The organism is Leptospira haakeii (assembly GCF_002812045.1).
In the GTDB taxonomy this organism is placed as follows: domain Bacteria; phylum Spirochaetota; class Leptospiria; order Leptospirales; family Leptospiraceae; genus Leptospira_B; species Leptospira_B haakeii.
This window is the reverse complement of sequence record NZ_NPEG01000001.1, coordinates 56,741-75,080: the sequence shown is the minus strand read 5'-3', so window position 1 is coordinate 75,080 and position 18,340 is coordinate 56,741. Positions and strand designations below refer to the sequence as shown.

16 protein-coding genes are annotated in these 18,340 nt (G+C 39.1%); 6 read left to right on the top strand and 10 right to left on the bottom strand.

Going from position 1 to position 18,340, the window contains the following annotated elements; translation table 11 throughout:
* From CH377_RS00385 to CH377_RS00370, 3 genes are all read left to right on the top strand, one after another.
* Positions 1-1,341 carry a glucose-6-phosphate isomerase gene (locus tag CH377_RS00385; RefSeq protein ID WP_100721883.1) on the top strand — a complete coding sequence of 447 codons (1,341 nt, stop codon included), beginning with the start codon at positions 1-3 and terminating at the stop codon, positions 1,339-1,341.
* A 703-nt stretch (positions 1,342-2,044) separates the two neighbouring features.
* Entirely contained in the window at positions 2,045-2,944 is a 900-nt protein-coding gene (locus CH377_RS00375; RefSeq protein WP_100721881.1) for a hypothetical protein, read from the top strand.
* A gap of 31 nt (positions 2,945-2,975) precedes the next feature.
* Positions 2,976-3,587 (top strand): GNAT family N-acetyltransferase, encoded by a 612-nt coding sequence (locus CH377_RS00370; RefSeq protein ID WP_100721880.1) that lies wholly within the window; start codon positions 2,976-2,978, stop codon positions 3,585-3,587.
* A gap of 9 nt (positions 3,588-3,596) precedes the next feature.
* Here the strand turns inward: CH377_RS00370 and CH377_RS00365 are convergent, their stop codons facing one another.
* From CH377_RS00365 to CH377_RS00340, 6 genes are all read right to left on the bottom strand, one after another.
* Positions 3,597-4,175, bottom strand: coding sequence for an ATP-dependent Clp protease proteolytic subunit (locus tag CH377_RS00365; protein WP_100721879.1), 579 nt, complete (start codon positions 4,173-4,175; stop codon positions 3,597-3,599).
* Positions 4,176-4,187: 12 nt separating this feature from the next.
* On the bottom strand, positions 4,188-4,754 hold the full coding sequence (locus tag CH377_RS00360; protein ID WP_100721878.1) for an RNA polymerase sigma factor: 567 nt from the start codon (positions 4,752-4,754) through the stop codon (positions 4,188-4,190).
* 506 nt (positions 4,755-5,260) lie between these two features.
* Complete coding sequence (locus CH377_RS00355) at positions 5,261-5,980, bottom strand: sugar phosphate nucleotidyltransferase (protein WP_100721877.1); 720 nt, start codon at positions 5,978-5,980, stop codon at positions 5,261-5,263.
* Between the two features lies 1 nt (position 5,981).
* Positions 5,982-6,971: a phosphotransferase gene (locus tag CH377_RS00350; RefSeq protein ID WP_100721876.1), complete on the bottom strand. Its 990-nt coding sequence runs from the start codon at positions 6,969-6,971 to the stop codon at positions 5,982-5,984.
* 18 nt (positions 6,972-6,989) lie between these two features.
* The gene (locus CH377_RS00345; protein ID WP_100721875.1) at positions 6,990-8,501 is read right to left on the bottom strand and encodes a hybrid sensor histidine kinase/response regulator; all 1,512 of its coding nucleotides are present in this window, start codon (positions 8,499-8,501) and stop codon (positions 6,990-6,992) included.
* 22 nt (positions 8,502-8,523) lie between these two features.
* Positions 8,524-10,866, bottom strand: a complete 2,343-nt coding sequence (locus CH377_RS00340) for an ATP-binding protein (RefSeq protein WP_100721874.1) — start codon at positions 10,864-10,866, stop codon at positions 8,524-8,526.
* Between the two features lie 90 nt (positions 10,867-10,956).
* Between CH377_RS00340 and CH377_RS00335 the strand changes: the two genes are divergently transcribed.
* From CH377_RS00335 to CH377_RS00325, 3 genes are all read left to right on the top strand, one after another.
* Positions 10,957-11,829: an alpha/beta fold hydrolase gene (locus tag CH377_RS00335; RefSeq protein WP_100721873.1), complete on the top strand. Its 873-nt coding sequence runs from the start codon at positions 10,957-10,959 to the stop codon at positions 11,827-11,829.
* A gap of 357 nt (positions 11,830-12,186) precedes the next feature.
* Positions 12,187-12,810: a response regulator gene (locus tag CH377_RS00330; RefSeq protein ID WP_100722767.1), complete on the top strand. Its 624-nt coding sequence runs from the start codon at positions 12,187-12,189 to the stop codon at positions 12,808-12,810.
* Positions 12,811-12,974: 164 nt separating this feature from the next.
* Positions 12,975-13,607, top strand: coding sequence for a hypothetical protein (locus tag CH377_RS00325; RefSeq protein ID WP_100722766.1), 633 nt, complete (start codon positions 12,975-12,977; stop codon positions 13,605-13,607).
* Positions 13,608-13,627: 20 nt separating this feature from the next.
* On the opposite strand, the gene CH377_RS00320 is transcribed toward CH377_RS00325, so the two are convergent.
* The 4 genes from CH377_RS00320 to ppk1 are packed head-to-tail and all read right to left on the bottom strand — an operon-like array spanning position 13,628 to position 18,230.
* Positions 13,628-14,335, bottom strand: coding sequence for a lysophospholipid acyltransferase family protein (locus CH377_RS00320; RefSeq protein WP_100721872.1), 708 nt, complete (start codon positions 14,333-14,335; stop codon positions 13,628-13,630).
* The gene (locus CH377_RS00315) at positions 14,332-14,688 is read right to left on the bottom strand and encodes a hypothetical protein (protein ID WP_100721871.1); all 357 of its coding nucleotides are present in this window, start codon (positions 14,686-14,688) and stop codon (positions 14,332-14,334) included. The genes CH377_RS00320 and CH377_RS00315 overlap by 4 nt, the downstream gene beginning before the upstream one ends.
* 3 nt (positions 14,689-14,691) lie before the next feature.
* Positions 14,692-16,110, bottom strand: a complete 1,419-nt coding sequence (locus CH377_RS00310) for an FAD-binding oxidoreductase (protein ID WP_100721870.1) — start codon at positions 16,108-16,110, stop codon at positions 14,692-14,694.
* A gap of 2 nt (positions 16,111-16,112) precedes the next feature.
* On the bottom strand, positions 16,113-18,230 hold the full coding sequence (gene ppk1 / locus CH377_RS00305; protein WP_243401959.1) for a polyphosphate kinase 1: 2,118 nt from the start codon (positions 18,228-18,230) through the stop codon (positions 16,113-16,115).
* Positions 18,231-18,340 lie beyond the last annotated feature (110 nt).

Sequence of the window (18,340 nt, the reverse complement as noted above, 5' to 3'; positions counted from 1 at the left end):
ATGGCTTTTTCTTTAGAAATAAACGATAGATTTGCCTCGGAGTTTGCAGATCCCAAAACCTATGAACTCTTATTAAATGAGTCAGGCCAAACATTACAAAATCTTCTCTCAGGAAAATCCCCAGGTTCCGAATTTCTGGGTTGGGTCCGACTTCCTCAAGAGATCCAAAAATCAGAATTAGAAAAAATTCATTCTGAAGCCGAAAGACTTAGAAAACAATCAGAGACTATAGTTGTGATCGGGATTGGAGGTTCCTATTTAGGAGCCAAGGCTGTTATTGAGGCTTCTAAACCTTATTTCAAAACTCCAAGTTTAGGATCACCTGAGATCGTTTATGCGGGACATCATTTAGATGCACGTTATCATTCAGAACTTTTAGAATATCTAGAGAATAAAGAATTTTCAATCAATGTGGTTTCCAAATCCGGAACTACTACCGAACCTGCTTTGGCATTTCGTTTACTTTGGGATCTTACCAAAAAAAAATACGGAGCCAAAGCAAAAGATAGGGTAGTTGCAACGACCGACAGCTCCAAAGGCGCCCTGCGTAAAATGTCGGATGAATTAGGATTTGTGACCTTCTCTATTCCGGATAACGTAGGCGGGAGATATTCAGTTTTAACACCTGTCGGACTATTTCCGATTGCCGCCGCAGGAATAGACATATTCTCTTTTTGGGAAGGGTTCACTGAGGCTGCCGACTTTTTGATTTCGGAAACTTCTCCGCATAAAAATGCGGCGTGTATTTATTCGGCTTACAGAAATCTATTTTATAGGTCCGGAAAGAAGATAGAAGTGATCGCAAATTATAATCCTTCTATCCGAACTTTAACCGAATGGTGGAAACAGTTATTTGGAGAAAGTGAAGGCAAACAAGGTAAGGGAATTTTTCCCGCTTCTGTGGAACTGACTACCGATCTGCATTCTCTTGGGCAATATTTGCAAGAAGGGGAACGTAATATTTTCGAGACGGTTCTTTATTCCAAAAATATAGGAGCAAAAGTTTTGGTTCCCAAGGACTCAGATGATCTGGACGGACTGAATTTCTTAGCTTCTAAAAATTTAGAAGAAGTAAACTTACAAGCATTCCTTGGCACTTTAGTAGCACATTCGGAAGGCGGGATACCATGTTTGGAGATTTTGTTTCCGGATACAGGACCTAGGAGCCTAGGCCAAATTATGTATTTTTTTGAATTAGCTTGCGGAGTTTCGGGGAACGTATTGGGCGTAAACCCATTCGATCAGCCTGGAGTAGAGGCTTATAAGAAAAATATGTTCGCATTACTGGGAAAACCAGGTTTTGAAAATTTAAGAGAGTTTCTTCGCAAAAAAGGAGTCTAAGCAAACAGATTTCTTTTTCGTTTATCATTTCGAAAAGGTTTTTCTAAAAGCTTGACAGAGATTCGTTCAGGTTTCGGATTAGATTCAGTATGGTCCTAAGAGGAAAAAAACTAAGGTTCGTTTCGGCTTCCTTAGCCTTAATTACTCTATTATTCTTTATCCATTCCGGACCATCCAACAGCCCTTATCCCGGGAAGAAGTCCGACCAATCACAAATAATCATCGGACAAGAGACCGATATAGAAGAATTAAGCGATCTTGCTGAAACCTCCGATCCTTCGGAGACGGTTTGGGGAGATTTTTTAACTTCTGAGATAAACACTCCAGGTCTCTCTAACTCAAACCCTTCCCGCCAGGATAGGTTTCAATTTCTACACAATAAATTATTATCTCAGCATCTGCTGAATATTCCTCCACCATCTATCTCCTAATCTAAGCTTCGAAAGCCAGTCATGGCCTAACTAGCCGTACTCCGCTTTCTTTAGCTAAGCGTTATCTAGTTTTGCGCTCAAAATAGAATTTTCGGAGATCACATCGTAATATTTTCCCATCCAATATAGCACCAATTTAGCCGGTCCCAGGTTTTGGGCTTAGGCCCTTCTCCGGGGACCGGTTTCTTTTTCAATCTCAGATCTATAAAAAAAGGCAGACAGAGACCTCAATCTCCCGATACTTTTGCGGGGAGCCAGAACTCCGTAAGCGGATGGAAATAGAATTAGCCAAAAAGGAACGTTTGGTCCGAGGAATGGAACTCGGAAAAAAGATCGTCCTTCACGGAGTGGTACTTTCTCAATATTATAAATCCAATGTGGAGAATTATCTAAGGTTCTGTTTGGAATATTACCAAAAGACGGATATTCTTCCTCCTTCTCTTTCCCTCATATATTCCCTATTAGAAATGGCCTTCAAAGAGAATTGTAGGAATTCCTACTTTATGGAGAAGGGTTGGGATCCTCTCAGTTCAGAATCATTAACCGAAAGAGAAGCCGAATTTGAGACTAGTTGGGACTTCTCAGATCCATTAAAATTAAGGAATAGATTAAAAGAAGAAGGTTCTATACTCAGAACCACTATCCACCATTCGGGTTCAGGGGTTTCTTTAGAGATCGCAAATTTAGCCCCAATTACTTCCGAAGCAGAGGAAGCACTAACAGAATATCTTTCCAGAGCAAAATCCTACCAAGATCTTTCAGAATATTACGAAGATTACCCATTCGACGAGGAAGGGAGAGAGATAGGGATCGCATTAGCAATATTACAATTTAAAGAAATAGGATTGGATCCAAACCTTCTTAGATTTGATACCATGGAAGGAGAACATGTCTTTAGATTAGAAATTAGTTTTGGTGAGGAATATCTTTCTCTTAGAACAAGATTGGAAAATGACGAAGATGTTCGACCTTTTCGCTTTCATTCCCAAGCTGAGAAGGAGGGAGAAACCATCTCCCCATGGAAGATCTCGGTCTGTAAGATCTGCGGAAGAACTGTGGATGATAGGATCTTCTTCCATACTGTTCCTCCGGATGTGGTGGCAAAAGCAAAAGATCTTCCATTTACGGAAGAAGTTTGTGCTTGGTGTTTGTCAGGCTATTTGAAGTTATAAATCTAGCCCGGAACCTTCTTATATTATAAACATGATTTCTTCTACTTATTATCCTCCTAAACCTATACGTCTTTCCGGCGACCATGTGGAATTAGTCCCTCTCGGTTTGGAACATTCTGATGCATTGACCGAAGCAGTGCAAGATGGAGAACTCTGGAAACTTTGGTACACCAATATTCCGGAACCGGAAGGAATGAAGGTTTGGATCCAAAAAGCATTACAAGAACAAGAAGTAGGACTTTCTCTTCCTTTTGCAGTGATCAGAAAGGAAGATTCTAAACTTTTAGGAACAACAAGATATTTGAATATAGAAAAGGATGCTCGTAGGTTGGAGATCGGAGCTACATGGTATCCTAAATCGGTCCAAAAAACTTTTGTGAATACGGAATGTAAACTTTTACTATTAGAACATGCCTTCGAGACTTTAGGATGTATAGCGGTAGAATTCAGGACCCATATTATGAATTTACAGTCCAGGAAAGCGATCGAAAGGTTAGGAGCAAAACTGGACGGTATCTTAAGAAATCATCGTATCAGTAAAAACGGCACTCTAAGAGATACCGTAGTTTACAGTATTATAAAAGAAGAATGGCCCACTGTCAGAGGGAATCTTCTATTTAAATTAGGAAAACCGCAAGCTTAAGAAAACTTGTTATTTCCAGTTATCTAAAACTCCATCGATCACACCGTAAATTTGTGCTTCGGAAGGAGTAAGCCAAAGATCTCTATCAGTGTCCCTTTCTACAACTTCCAAGGGTTGACCTGTTCTTTCGGAAACGATACGATTGATCTCCTTCTTATCTCTTTCGATCATGGAAGCAAAAATTCCTATATCAGTTGCTTTTGCTTGGTAAGTTCCTGGAACATGAGGTTGGTGTAACATGATCCTACTATGAGGGAATGCGAATCTTTTACCTTTTGTTCCTGAAAGAAGAAGTAATGCACCAAAACTTGCGGCCAATCCCATACAAACTGTGCTCACATCATTCGGGATCAGATCCATAGTATCTAAAATGGACATACCGGAAGTATTTGCACCTCCTGGGCTATTGATCACAAGAGTGATATCCTTTTCCGGATCTTGATTAGAAAGATATAATAGACGCTCCACCACATATTTTGCAGAAGAATCATCCACCTGCCCCCAAAGAAAAATTTTTCTTTCTTTGAGTTGGTTGTCTTCCATACGGAGTCCCGGAAATTGGATTGGTTCTACTAAAGTATCAGTCATTCTATTCTCCAATCAGGAAGCGATTGCCATAGGCCCATGTAGGACTTCCAACCAATCTTTTCTATCCGATTTATTCAAAAGTTGTCTGCGTAATAATTCTCTACTTCTTCTCAAACGGTTTTTCAAATTACCGATTGGGATCCCTGTTTTTTCGGTGATCTCTTCGTAGCTCATCTCGCCGAAATATCTCAGATTCAAAAGTTGTTTCTCTTCGTTAGGAAGTTCTTCTAACGCTTCTAAAACTTCTGTCCTCCAAGTATCTCCAGAGCGAGGAGCGGCCTTAGTGATCTCAGGATTTAACTCGGTGCCAAGCAGGTCTTTTTTTCTTAAGATACGATCCGAATGTTTTAGCACCAACCTTCTGAGTAAAAATGGAAATGCTTCCGGTTGCCGGAGAGATGGAAGAACTTTCCATGCTTCTAAAAATACTTCTTGGCTTAGATCCTCTGCCTTGGATTGATCTCGGATCCTTTTGATAGCCTGACTACTGACGTATTTTTCGAAACGGGTCATCAACTCCGTCCAAGCCGGTTCTTCTCCTTTGGAAGCTTCTGTGACTAGTACTTTAAAATCGCGCATATCTGTTAGAGGGTCCCAGTTTCCATTTTGGGGTGTACGGATCTAAACTATTTTTGCATTTTCGAGGCTACTGACCCTGGTCTAGGTTTCGGTTATTCTTCCGTGAACCGCGATGTTGGAGCTCCTACAATCGTAAAAATGGGGGCGACTCCTGACTTTGTCAGGATCGGGTTCTTTGCTTCAATCAGCGAAGCACCATAACGAATTCTTTAATTTAAAACTTTGCTACTTATAATGGTGCATCGCCGGATTTCCGCTGCGATCCCTGTCGCTATAGTAATTTTATGTTTCCCATTTGTTCTTAAGTTCCTTCTTCTTTGTAGGCAAATGGTACCGGAAGGCGAGGGAGATTTAGGGATGGATGTAGGAATTCCTACAAGAATTTTGAAAGGAGGATTTCGTTGACGGAGGGAGGATTTTGTGTTATGGGGAATGAGCTCTCCCACAAGCCACTCCCCCCAATCCCAATGCAGGGTGGGGGCTAACTTTATTTCACGTAGGAGTTCCTACAATCGGTTTCTAAATTCTATCCAATCTTTTCCAAGTCGATCAGAGAAATCAGTATCTTTATGTTTCTCGTAAAACTGTTTTTCTCCCAAATCCAAGAATGTTCCCGGGAAAATTTTTCCACCCAGACGATTTTGAGCGGAAAGTTTACGAAATGTATCCGCAAGATCGTAAGGTTTGTTCGGTTCCAAATCAGAAAGGCATTTGGCTTTCATCCAGGAAAGTCCCAAATAAAAATACCCCCCCGCAGTAAATTGGACCTGATCGCCATTTAGGCTAAGCCCAGTATAGTTTGTATTTTCAGGAATTTTAGATAAATATAATATACAATCGAATTTCCCTTGATCTTCTTTGTTAGGCCAAGGATTGAAGTTTGGTTCTGGAAAAAGAATAAAATCAGGATTTAAAACTAAGAAGTTGTCCTGCAAATTCCAAAATTTTTCGATTCCAGTACGAATTCCTCCTCCGGTCCCTAAAATTTCGGGAGTTTCAACAGAAAAGTGAAGTTGAAGCTCCTTAAAATCTTTTAGCTCTTCTTGTATTTTTTCTCCGAAATAATGCAAGTTTAGGATTCCATCATTTATCCCCCAGCATTTCGCGTGAAATAAGGAGTAATAGATGAGAGGAATATCATTTATTTTTAAAAGAGGTTTAGGAAGAGATTTGGTCCATTCTCCCATCCTGGTCCCGAAACCCGCGCATGGAAAGAATGCCTTCATTCTAAAGTTTTCCTAAGAATAAAGTATTATCAGATAATTCCTTTTTTAGAAGATGAAAAAATAAGAATAATTGGTCCGGGAAAAGCCCTACTTGTACGATCTCTAATAGATTATCCAAACAGCTTAATACACTTTGTCTGTATTTGTCCTGTTTCTTCTCGGCAACCAACATAAAATAAGACCCAAGTGCTTTATAAGATCTTTGTAAACATTGTAGATAATAACATTCTTTTGGTTTTTTAAATCTATTATCGTTTAGTTTTAAGAAGAGCAGGAAAAGCCCCTGTCTCATCGCAAACGGGATCGGTCTATACGCATCGTATAATAGGCTAGCGATATCATAAAACGGAGTTCCCATTCTTGCATCTTGGAAATCAATCAGAGTCAATTCGCCGGAAGAAGAAAGCATGATGTTTCGAGCATGAAAGTCCCGGTGGCAGAATACTTTTTCTTTATATTCCGCTAAAAATCCGGAAGCTTCTTCCAGGAAAAAAACAACCTCTGGTCTGAGTTTGGTCTTAAGTTTGAACATCTCGGAAAAATTTGTATATGAAGAAAAAGTAAAATTATTCTCGAAATTCAACTTCTCATAATCGAATTCACGGTTGGAAACGGGAGGTTCTGGTCTGGTTTTTTGGAGAGATACTAATAATTCTAAAGATTTTACTAAGAAGGTTCTGTATTCCGCATCATCTTTAATGGAGCTTAGATCGGAATCTCCTTCGTCGGAAAGGAGCATAAGTTTATTGAACACATCTGTTTTATATATTTTAGGGACCTTGAAACCGTGGTGTTCTAAAAAATGCCCAACTTCTTGAAAGTCATGTTGAAAGACTTGGTCTTTACACAGGATCTTTGTAGCACCGTCAGGATATATTGCACGATAATATCTACGTGCAGAAGCTTCCGGGTTGAGTGAGTCTATCTTTTCAGGAAACTTTCCGTCTATCGCAAGGAAGCGAAAATCTATCTCACTTAAAACTTCGTTCATAGCCACGTATGGCTAGTTCTACAATTTGTCCGGAAAGACCAAGCGGAATTCGGTGCCTTTTTCCGGCTCGGAATCGATTTCTATTCGTATCCCGAATACGTCAGCGATCTCTTTTGCAACGAACATCCCAAGTCCCGTACCTTGGCCGGTTTTTTTAGTAGTGAAGTAGGGTTGAAAGATCTTATTCAAAATATCTTTGCTCATCCCGACCCCGTTATCCTTGATCTTGACCATAGGATGATGGTTTTTTTCGCCTACGGAGATCTCTATTCTTCCTTTATTCTCAGTTGCATCCGCTGAATTTAAAAAGATATTAGAGAATAAAAGGCTCAATTGATCTGCGTTAGAATGTACTGATGTTTTTTCAGGATTTCTATCGAATACAATCTCACAATATTTCAAACGAGTGGTCTTTCTGAAAACTTCTATGACAGATTCAACTACTTCATTTAAATCCAAATCTTCTTTGTCTCTTCCTGAATCCCCCGGTTTTCCTAATTGTAATAAGTTGAAAGTAAGGTTCTTTAATTTTGTGATCTGGTTCCAGGTAACTGAAATTGCTTTATCTTTTATGGGTTCATCTGCATCCGGAAGTCTTGCTACTTCTATAAAACCTTGGATGGCAGTGAGGGCATTATTAATCTCATGACCGATACTAGAAGCGATTGTGGTTAAGAATGCTCTTCTTTCTGCATCGATCAATTTTTCCGAGATGATATTTTTTTGTGTGATATCTCTCGCTATACCGGTGTAATAAGTTTTTCCGTTCAGTTCATATCTACATACGGAAATATCAAAATTGAATTTTTCTCCATTTCTGCTGACCAGTTCTGCATTATGTAATCTGGCGATATTATGATCCGATTTACGGCTCATCAAATGAGCGATTCTTTCCAGATACGCGCCGGTATTCTCATCAGAAATTAGAAGTGTGATCTTTTGTCCTACGATTTCGTTCTCATCGTACCCGAAATTTCGGATAGTAGCTTCGTTTGCGGCTCGAATAAGAAGATCCTCATCCAGAGTGATCACGCAGTCCCCTGTAGTTTCTAAAATTAAACTATTACGATAATTTAGATCTTTGGATTGTTGTGCGAAATGGGTTTTTTCTCGAACTGCTTTTATGATCTTTTTAGATTTTCTATCTCTATCTTCTTTTTCTTTACGGGCATTCTCCAGTGCAGCTAGAATATTCTGCCGACTAACAGGTTTGGAAATATAATCGAATACTCTATTTCTAAGAGCTTCTTCCGCAGTATGAAGTTGAGGATTTCCTGTTATGAGTATGACTGGAATATTAGAATTGTATTTTTTGATCTCTCTAGCGACTTCTATACCGTCTTTGCCGCCCATTAGTATATCGGAAATTACGATATCTACCGCATGATCTCTAACGATTGTCATTGCAGATTCAAAATCTTCCGCAAGAAAAACATGATATCCTTCTCGGGAAATTACACGTTCTAAAGCGGTCCTAATTTCCGCTTCGTCATCAATGATCAATACATTGGGATTTCTTTCCCTTGTCATAAAGTTTTAAAGAATAAGTTCATCATACCTTTCCTACAGGCACTCGGACAGTGACCTTGGTACCTTGTCCCGGATTTGATTCTAAATGAATAGTCCCGCCGTGATCAGTGATGATACGCTGAGAGATAGTCAATCCAAGTCCAGTCCCTTGTTTGGTTCTCCTAGTCGTATATAAAGGTAGAAATGCCTTCTCTGCGACTTCGGCGTTCATTCCTGGACCGTTATCTTGAATGGTAAAACTCACCATCTCTCCGTTCAAATATAATTCTTTTCGTGCGGAAACTTGTATCAACGGAATAGCCGGTTTATGTTCCATTTCGGAAATCGCGTTAACTGCATTCACTAGACAGTTGATCAATACTTGTTCGATTTCCTGCCAAGCAACATGGATCTGAGGAAGTTCAGGATTGGTAACCCGTTTCAATTCGATTCCGTTCTTTTTGCAACTTACTTCGATAAGTTCGCAGGCTCTCAAAAGAATAAAATAAGGAGAAACCAATTCTTTCTTTCTCGGAGCTCTTCTTCCCAAATCTAAAAGACCTTTGATCAGATCTCTGATCCGTAAGGCTGCACCTTCTATTCTTTTATAAACTTTTTTTCTTTCGATCGGATCAGGATCTTCGTGTTCTAAGAGATCTTCTAAATATAATAAGCTGGATTGGAGTGGATTATTTACTTCGTGAGCGATACCCGCCGCGATCTCTCCGATAGATGCAAATTTTGCAGTTTCGTATAATTGTCTGTCCAAAATCTTGGTTTGGGTCACGTCTGAGAAAATTAACATAGCCGCGACAGGGAAATCTTGGTATTTTTTAAGCGGAAGGAACTTTATGGAAAAGTAATTTTCCTCTTCTCCCAATAATACCATGGAAAAGTCTAAATAAGCCGCTCTTTGTGTTCGGATACATTCTTCCAATTTGACCAAGATCCCTTTTTGAGCTTCTTCCGGGAAAAGAGCGGGGAACTCATCGTCCACATCCACATTTAAAAATTGGAATAAGTAAAATTTCAGAATAGGTGCTACTTCCAAAACTTTTCCTTGAGGATCCAATATTACGATCCCATTATTCATGGAGGCGAATAAGTTCCGGAGTTTCATTTCGGAAGCCCGAATTAACTCTTCATTCTTCTTTTGTTCCGAAATATCTAAAAGAAGCAAGATTGTTCCGATCCTATTCCCATAATCATCTTTTAAGGAAGAAGAAGCTAATAAAAACGGGACCTCGTGTCTGCCTCGAATCGTGATCCTTGTCTCCGCCCTTGAACCCAAAAGGATCATGTCCATTGCTTCCGGTTCTAATTTTAGAAGTTCCCTGACTTGGACACCTACGATTTCTTCTTTAGAAATTCCTAATAGAGAACTGATATTATTATTCACATAAGTGATAAATCCTTCGTCGTCAGTAGACAAAAGAGGGACTTCTAGGGAATTTAAGAGTGCACCTTGGAATTGTAGGATTTTTGCAGTTTCTCTTCTTTGTTTTTCTATCCTTAAATATTGGAGAGAAGAAAGAAGATCCTCTACTATCTCGAAATACAGATAATTTTCTCCGGAGTCGAATGCCATATTCTCTCTGGAAATAATCTGTATCCCGCCGATAATTTTTCCTTCTTCTCGAATGATCAAACTTAAGGATCTTCTAAAATCTTTTGCGACTAATGCTTCTTCCCATTCAGGATAAACATTAGAACCGAATTCATAGATATGAAATTGTTCTTTTCCTTCCAATAGAGTTTCAAAAGGAGATTTGGACTTTTTTTCTTCCCAAGCGGTTTCTAGATTTTTTCTCCATTTAGAATCCAAGTCCGATTGGATCAGTATCTGATCTATACCGTCTTCTCTTCTATAAAAACCCCAGACTAAACTATAATGTGGATTTTCTTTGAGAGTATCGCAGATCTTTTGGAAAAGAGTACTTTCAGAACTTAAACGAAGAGATCTTAAATTTAATTTTAAAAGTCGAAGAGTCCTTAAGATACTTTGTAAATAATATAATCTGAGTTCTATCTCTCTGATCTCTGATCTTTGGTAGATATGAAAAATTAAAGGTGAATTAGGGGTTTCCGAGAATGCGTTGATCGTAAAGTCAGCGAGAAGAAGTGATCCATTTTTTTTTCTCAAATTCCAAAGAAGAGAGATACCTAATTCTTCTGCCCCGGTCCCGTAATTTCCTATACTGTCCGGGCGAGCGAGCAAACTGCTTAGGCTAAGGGTCTTCAGTTCATCCGGATCATAACCTAAGATAGAACACGCCTTAGGATTCGAACCGAGTATACTATAACTTCCAGGCTCTAAGATCAGAATTCCTTCCTGGGCGGGAAAGAAGGCCTTTTCTAAGAGTAGAACTAATTCCCGATTCTTCATGAATTGTATATAATATCGGAATTCCGCATCGTAAAATTGATTTGGATTCCTTGCTAGATTCGACTAGAGAGGGAATCATTGACCCAATCTATGGATTTTGTATACGAACTTTTTCTTCGAAATTATACCAGGCAAAAAATTCGATTTATGGAGAAGGAGCTGGGATTTCAGCGCCTGCAACTTGATCTCGGTGGGCACAAAATTTTCTTCTTAAAGAGACCTTCTGCCCAAGGATCGAACAAAACTCTTTTTTTCATACATGGACTTCTGGATTCTGCCACAGGTTTCAGAAGACTGGCTCCTTTTTTACGAAATGACTTCAATCTTTTAGTCCCGGATATTCCCGGTTTCGGTTTAAGTTCTCTTCCTAAAGTGAAATATTTGTATCAGGTAGACGTATTTGCGGATCTTCTTTACAATTCGATCCGCAAACTCGCGTTAAACGATGTTGTTTTGGCCGGGCACTCCATGGGATCCTTGATCGCGATGATGATCGCAATGCGCGATTCTGAAAAGGAGAAGAGGATTCAGAGACTTGTACTACTGGCTCCAGGTGGAATTCCACACCCGCAAAGAGACGAAATGAGGAAGTTACTTTTTCCTTCCAAAACGGAAGAGATCGAAAGACTTCTTACCGCATTGTACCAGGAGAATGTTCCGGAATTGGGCGGTATCGCCAAAAAAGCCCTGCTCAGTCAGTGGAATAATTTAGCTCACCAATTTTTAACGGAGAATACATTGGATAGGGAGAAAGAAATTTTTCTGGGTAAAAAACTTTCTGCAGTTTCCCAAAAGTCTCTGATCATCTCGGGGACAGAAGATCCAATCACAGATCCACCTATGGTGAAAAAATTACATTCTTATTTAAAGAAAAGTAAACTGGTCTGGATCCCTAATGCGAAACATGCACTTCACATGGAAAGACCGAAAGAAGTCGCAGAAAAGATCAATTCCTGGCTTTGAGGATCAATATTACGGTTACGTTTATACTCCTCGAATAGAGGAGGTGGACCGCTTGTTAGACGAATGTATTTCGGTTTGGAAATAAATTATTTATTAATAAAACATAATGCTCTTTTTATCTATTTCTCTCTTTGGAAATTTTATCTCGGAATTATAAAAGACAGACACACGAATTGGGAAAAAATCGTCAAAAATTTCGCATAACCTTGTTCCGGAGAATATATATTGCCTCTTTGCCTGAATCATATTTTATAAAAATAAAAAAAATCTTCCTACCATCGTCCGAGTTTTTTGAAAAACGAATATAGAAATTAGAATCGAAAAACCGCAATAAAAGGGGCCGGTCGGCGGATGAAAATGGAAAAAGTAAAAATCGCTATAGTCGAAGACAATTCCGAGTTTGCTCAGAACTGTGCAAATACTCTCTCTGTGATGGAAGAAGTGGACCAAGTGGAAGTATTTTCTTCTACCGAAGACTTGTCACAAAACCGTCGAGATAAATTTGATCTTGTATTTTTGGATATCGTCCTTCCTGGTAAATCCGGGATCGATTATATAAAGGAAAGATCTGATTTCGATAGCGATCCTAAGTATATTATGCTTTCCACGTTAGACACTGATGACGCTTTGATACAGGCGATGAAGGCCGGTGCGGTCGGGTTTGTTCTTAAAAAAGATCTGAAAGACATAAAAGAAGTAGCAAGAATGGTAATGAAAGAAGGAGGGATACTTTCTCCTGGTGCCGCAGCTAAGGTGATTTCCTTTTTCAGAAAACCTCCACCTCCAACCAAGGAGATACATTCTTTAACTCCTAGAGAAAAAGAAATTTTGAACCATATTATCAACGGTTATAGAACTAAGGAGATAGCGCGTAACTTTGGAACGAAAGAAGGTACGGTTCGAATTCAGATCAAAAGTATTTTTAAAAAATTACAAGTGAACTCTAGAGTAGATCTGGTTCGTAAATATTCTCGCTTCTAAAAAAACTACTAATCCAAACGGTCTAATTTTACTGCGACAGTAAACATTAGTTTTCGTGACACGGAAAGATTAGTTTTACAGGAACGTAAAATAAAAACTTAGCTAATTTGAAATAATAGGGAAACTTGCTTTCATCGGATTGTTACTAGTGTATGGTATACGACATGATGGAGATCCGAGAAACGGAATGGTCCGAAGCTTTGGCTCGTCTCGCCGTTGTAGTATCAACTTATAAACATGTTGGAAGTACTACGGATCAAGTCTTTCTGGCTTGCGAGTCATTATGGGCGGATTGGGACGGCTTCGAGCCTACAGGGCCTGATTGGTTACAAGGCTTCGAAGAGTCCATGGACGAAGGAGAAATGCAATACGCAGCAAACTCCTTCTCTCAAGTAAGATCCTTATTGAGAGAAAAATTAGAAGAAGTCAATCATACATTCGAGAGTGGAGATGATTCTGCAATTGGCGGTTTGATCTTAGAATTGTCTGACGGAATATATTCATTATTAAACGGGCCGGAAGAACCGGACAAAACTGTGGAATCTATACTTATAGAAGCAGAAAAACTTTTGGAAATTCTTTTAGAATCCAATGATCTCAAATTTCCTGAGGATGAAAATTTGTCTAGTATCGATTTGGAACTGATTTCTGATCCAGGGGAAAGGGAAATTTTGAGAGAATTGATCTCTGCTTTTGAATCTGCAGTAGAATCCAAACAAAACGGAAAGGCATTGTATCTTTTAATGTCCAGGATCTTTATCGTTCACTGGAGTTTTTACAGATTGAGAGTGGCTTGATTATAAAATCATAATTTTACTTACGTTTTCCTTTTTGTTTCCGCTCCCTGTCTAACTTCTTTCCTTAAATTTTCTGCTTCTTGTTGAGAAATCCCTACTTGATCCAGCATGAATGTTTCGAATTTTTTTCTCCAAACTTCGAGTTCATTATTTCCCTTTAGTTTTGGGACGTAAAATGGTTCTGAAATAAAGAATTCTGCTTTAGAGAATAGTTTCGGAACTGGAGTTCTGTCCCAACTTTGTACAATCTTATAATGATCATATTTAGCATAATAGGATAGTATAGGAAATCCGGTCATAGAAGCCAACTGAATGATCCCTGGTTTGAGAGTGTAGACCGGACCAGTAGGACCATCAGGAGTAATCAAACTGATACTTCCTTTTTTTGCGTCTTGGACCAAGGCTTTTAAGGCCGAGGCTCCTCCTCTTTTACTGGAGCCTCTTTTCGGTCTCATTCCAAAATGAGAGATCACTCTTGTTGCTAACTCTCCATCCTTGGATTGGGATGCCATTGGGATCACTTCTAAGCCGTAACGTTTTACATAAAATTTATATGTGAAATCTATAACGAATGGGATTTGATTATGCCAAAGTGATAGAACGAATCCTTGTTTTTGGAGAAGTAACTCTTCCGACTTTTTCGGAATATTGATTCGAGTCCAACGGACAGTTATATAAATAATTTTTAATATTGTTGTGGCTATAAAAGAGAAGATTGCGATCTTCATAGCCGATTTTTCCCTTGGAAAAAAGGTAATAAAAAGAGCCAGATGGATGATACTGCAAGCCCTATACTGTCTTTGAAAACCTCCGAGTCCAGATCCGGCTTGGGATTATCTAGAAAATTATAAAATCCCCAGACAAAATATCCTATCCCGATCGATTTTCCTAAGCCGGCGATTAAGATCCTTCTACCCGGATCATGAAAGAAAGAATACCATTCTGTCGAATATAGAAGACTAACAGTTAGGTAAGTCGGGATCCAGACTTGCGGTTCCGATTTTATATAACTTAGGCCTGCAAATACGATCCAGGTAATTACGGTTAGAAACCTAAAAAAACCGGATAGTTTCTTTTTCATGGCTTAAGGAAGGATTTTCCCCGGATTCAAAAGATTTTTGGGGTCCAGAGCTTTTTTGATCATTCTCATAACTTCTATCTCAGCAGAAGAACGAGAAAAATGTAAAAAGTCTTTTTTCAAGAGACCAATCCCGTGTTCCGCACTAATCGATCCATGATGTTTTTGTAATAGTTCAAACATGGAAGGATCTACTTTCTTACATTGTGAGAAAAACTCAGTATCAGAAAGGTCCTTAGGTTTTACTATATTTAAGTGAAGGTTCCCATCACCTATATGGCCAAAAAGTGCAATCTCGAAGCCGGGATATCTAGAAGAAAGTAAAGCCTGCATATCTTCCAAGAAAGGATTCATATTTCGAAGTGGGAGCGATATATCGTTTTTATGAACCGTATAATCTATGGAAATAGATTCGCTGATTCCTTCCCTATATTTCCAGAAGGTTTCCGCTTGCCTGGAATTCTGCGCTAGGCTTCCGTCGGAAACATAACCTTTTTCCATAATGGTTTCTAAAAAGGAGAATAATTTTTCATCATCGGATTCTTCAGTGATCTCGAATTCCATCAAAACATAGTATGGACTCACTTCTGAAAACGGATCAGGAACATGTAAGTGATCCATCACCTTGTCTAAACAATATTTAGTCAGAAATTCGAATGCCAGAATAGGCAAAGACATATTATGAGTTTCTTTAAATAATTCTAATATAGAAGGGAAATCTGGGACTGCAGTGAAAAGTATACGATTGTCTGCAGGCTTTTTGGTGAGTTTAAGAGTACATTCAGTGATGATCCCCAATGTTCCTTCGGAACCTATGAATAGATGTTTAAGATCGTATCCAGTATTGTTTTTCAGGATCTCCCCGTTAAATTCCAGGATCTCTCCTGTGCCTGTAACTACTTTCAGGCCCAAAACCCATTGACGGATCAGTCCATAGTGAACTACTCTGACCCCGCCTGCGTTAGTCGCTATATTTCCACCTATATGAGAAGAACCTGTGGCTGCAAAATCTACAGGGAAATAAAAACCTCTTTCTTCAGCTTCTTTATGTAGATTTTTAGTGATCATCCCGGCTTGCACAGTTAAGGAACCAAAGAATGGATCGAAATCCAAAACTTGATCCATTTTAGTAAGAGAGATAACTATTTCACCGGACTTAGCTACTGCTCCACCAGCGTAACCTGTCCTTCCGCCGGATGGGACGATCTTAATATCATTCTCAAATGCGAATTTTACAATTTCTGAAACTTCTTGGGTGTTTTTAGGGAATGTTAGGATTTCATAATCCGGGACATATACTTTTGTTCTGTCCGTTCCGAAAGAAAGGAATGTCGCCTGATCCATTTGGGTTTCATCTTTGAAAAAAACCCTGTCTTCTCCCAATAGGGATTTGAGTTTATTTTTATTTTCTTGGCTTATACTCATATTTATTCCGCGAAGTTCATTCTTTCGATCTGACTATCCACAGGCTTTTCGCCTTCTGCTCTTTCTCTTTTGCGATAGATCCCGTCGGAAGAAAGTAATCTAGCTTTAACATTGTCCCTGATCTGAACATCTAAGATCTTTTTGATTCTATCTTTGTTTTTTGCATCCAAGATAGGAAATAGGACTTCGATCCTTCTTTCAAAGTTTCTAGGCATACAATCTGCGGAAGCGAGGAAGATACTTTCTTCTCCGCCTGAAAGGAAATAATAGATACGTGTATGCTCTAAGAATCTACCTACGATGGAGATCACTGTGATGTTTTCCGAAATCCCAGGAAGTCCAGGTTTCAAACAACAGATCCCGCGAATGATCAGCTCTATGATCACTCCGGCTCGACTTGCATTATACATTGCTAATATAATATGCGGATCAACTAAGCTGTTCATTTTGAAAATGATACGCGCAGGTTTCCCAGCTTTTGCGTTTTCGGTTTCTTTTTCGATCAGAGCTAAAAATACAGTCTTTAGGTTATGTGGAGAAGCTGCTAACTTGTGCAAAAAAGGCATCTTTGCATAACTAGTGATCGTATTGAAGATAGTGGACACATCTTCCGTGATCTCTTTGTTAACAGTAAAGAAACTTAGGTCGGTATAATATTTACTAGTTGTAGAATTGTAATTTCCTGTTCCAAGGTGCACATAACGTACTAAGTGTTCCTCTTCTCTTCTTACGATCAAAAGCATCTTGCTGTGGATCTTAAGTCCTACTACTCCGTATACTACGTGGACTCCTCTTTCTTCCAGTTTTTGGGCCCATTTGATATTTCGTTCTTCGTCGAATCTCGCCTTTAACTCTACAAGTACTGTGACTTGTTTTCCGTTTTCAGCGGCCTGTCCTAAATATTGGATAATAGGAGAGTCCCCACTTGTACGATACAGGGTCATCTTGATCCCTAAAACTTTCGGGTCTTCGCTAGAAATCCTAAGTAGATCTTCGATCGCTCCGAAAGATTGGTAAGGGTGATGCAATAATCTGTCTTTCTTTTTGATTGCATCGAAAATTTTCTCAGGGGATTCGAACTTTAAAGTGGTCTTTTGTTGGAAGAATGTATATTTGAACTTGGAAGTATGCTCCAGTCCGTAAAAATACATCATATCACTAATATTTAATATAGAAGATACATCAAAGATTTCATGGTCCTGTAGTTCCATGAGTTCTTTTAAAGTGTTTCTTACGAAAGCGGAAGTTCCTTCGTAAATGTCCATCCTCACCGCGTCTCCCCAGATACGGTTTCGGATCTCTTTTTTCATAGTGATGAGCAAGTCCTTTACGGAAGCTTCTTCGTCTATGGATATGTCTGCATCTCTTAGTATTCTGAAGGGATAAACTTCTTTTACTGTCATTCCGTAGAACAAGTCATCCACATGAAGTTTGATGATTTCTTCCAAAGGGAAAAATCTTCTTGTCTTACCTTCTCCCTTGAGTTGCAAGAATCTTGGTAATACGGATGGTACTTGAACCACTGCAAACAGGTCTTTTTTTAGTCCTGTTTTTTCGTCGTCTGCCGTAAGAACGATCGCTAAGTTTAAGGATTTATTAAGTATATGAGGGAATGGGTGAGACGGATCTATAGAAAGTGGAGTTAAGATCGGAGAAACATCTTCTTTATAATAATGTTTAATGTCTTCTATTTCATTTTTATTTAATTCATCTGGGTTTAAAATGAGATGGATCCCATTCTCTTTCATTTGTTCCAGAGTATAGGTCAGGGTTTCGTATTGAACATTTACGAAACTTCTAACCTTATTGGACAAATCGGTTAAGATCTCGGAGGCTCTTTGGCCATTCAGACTTTTTTCGTCGTTACCTTCTGCCAATATGTTTCTCAGACCTGCGACGCGAACCATATAGAACTCGTCCAAGTTTGATTCCGTAATACATAAAAATTTCAGACGTTCCAGAAGCGGATTTTCAGGATCGTTTGCTTCTTCTAAAACCCGCTTGTTAAAATCTACCCAGGAAAGTTCGCGATCAAAAAAGATATCGGAGTTACCGATATGGATCGGTCCCTTATTTCCGTTTCCGCCACTTCCTAAGGTTTGGGTTTCGGGAGATTTTATCTTTTGGGCCACTAATTTAGTCCTACTTTCTTCTGGTTTAAAATGGACGGGCCGAGAGTCAAGTCTGCTTTTCGAAATGCAAATTCTGATGATTTATTCACTTAGAATAA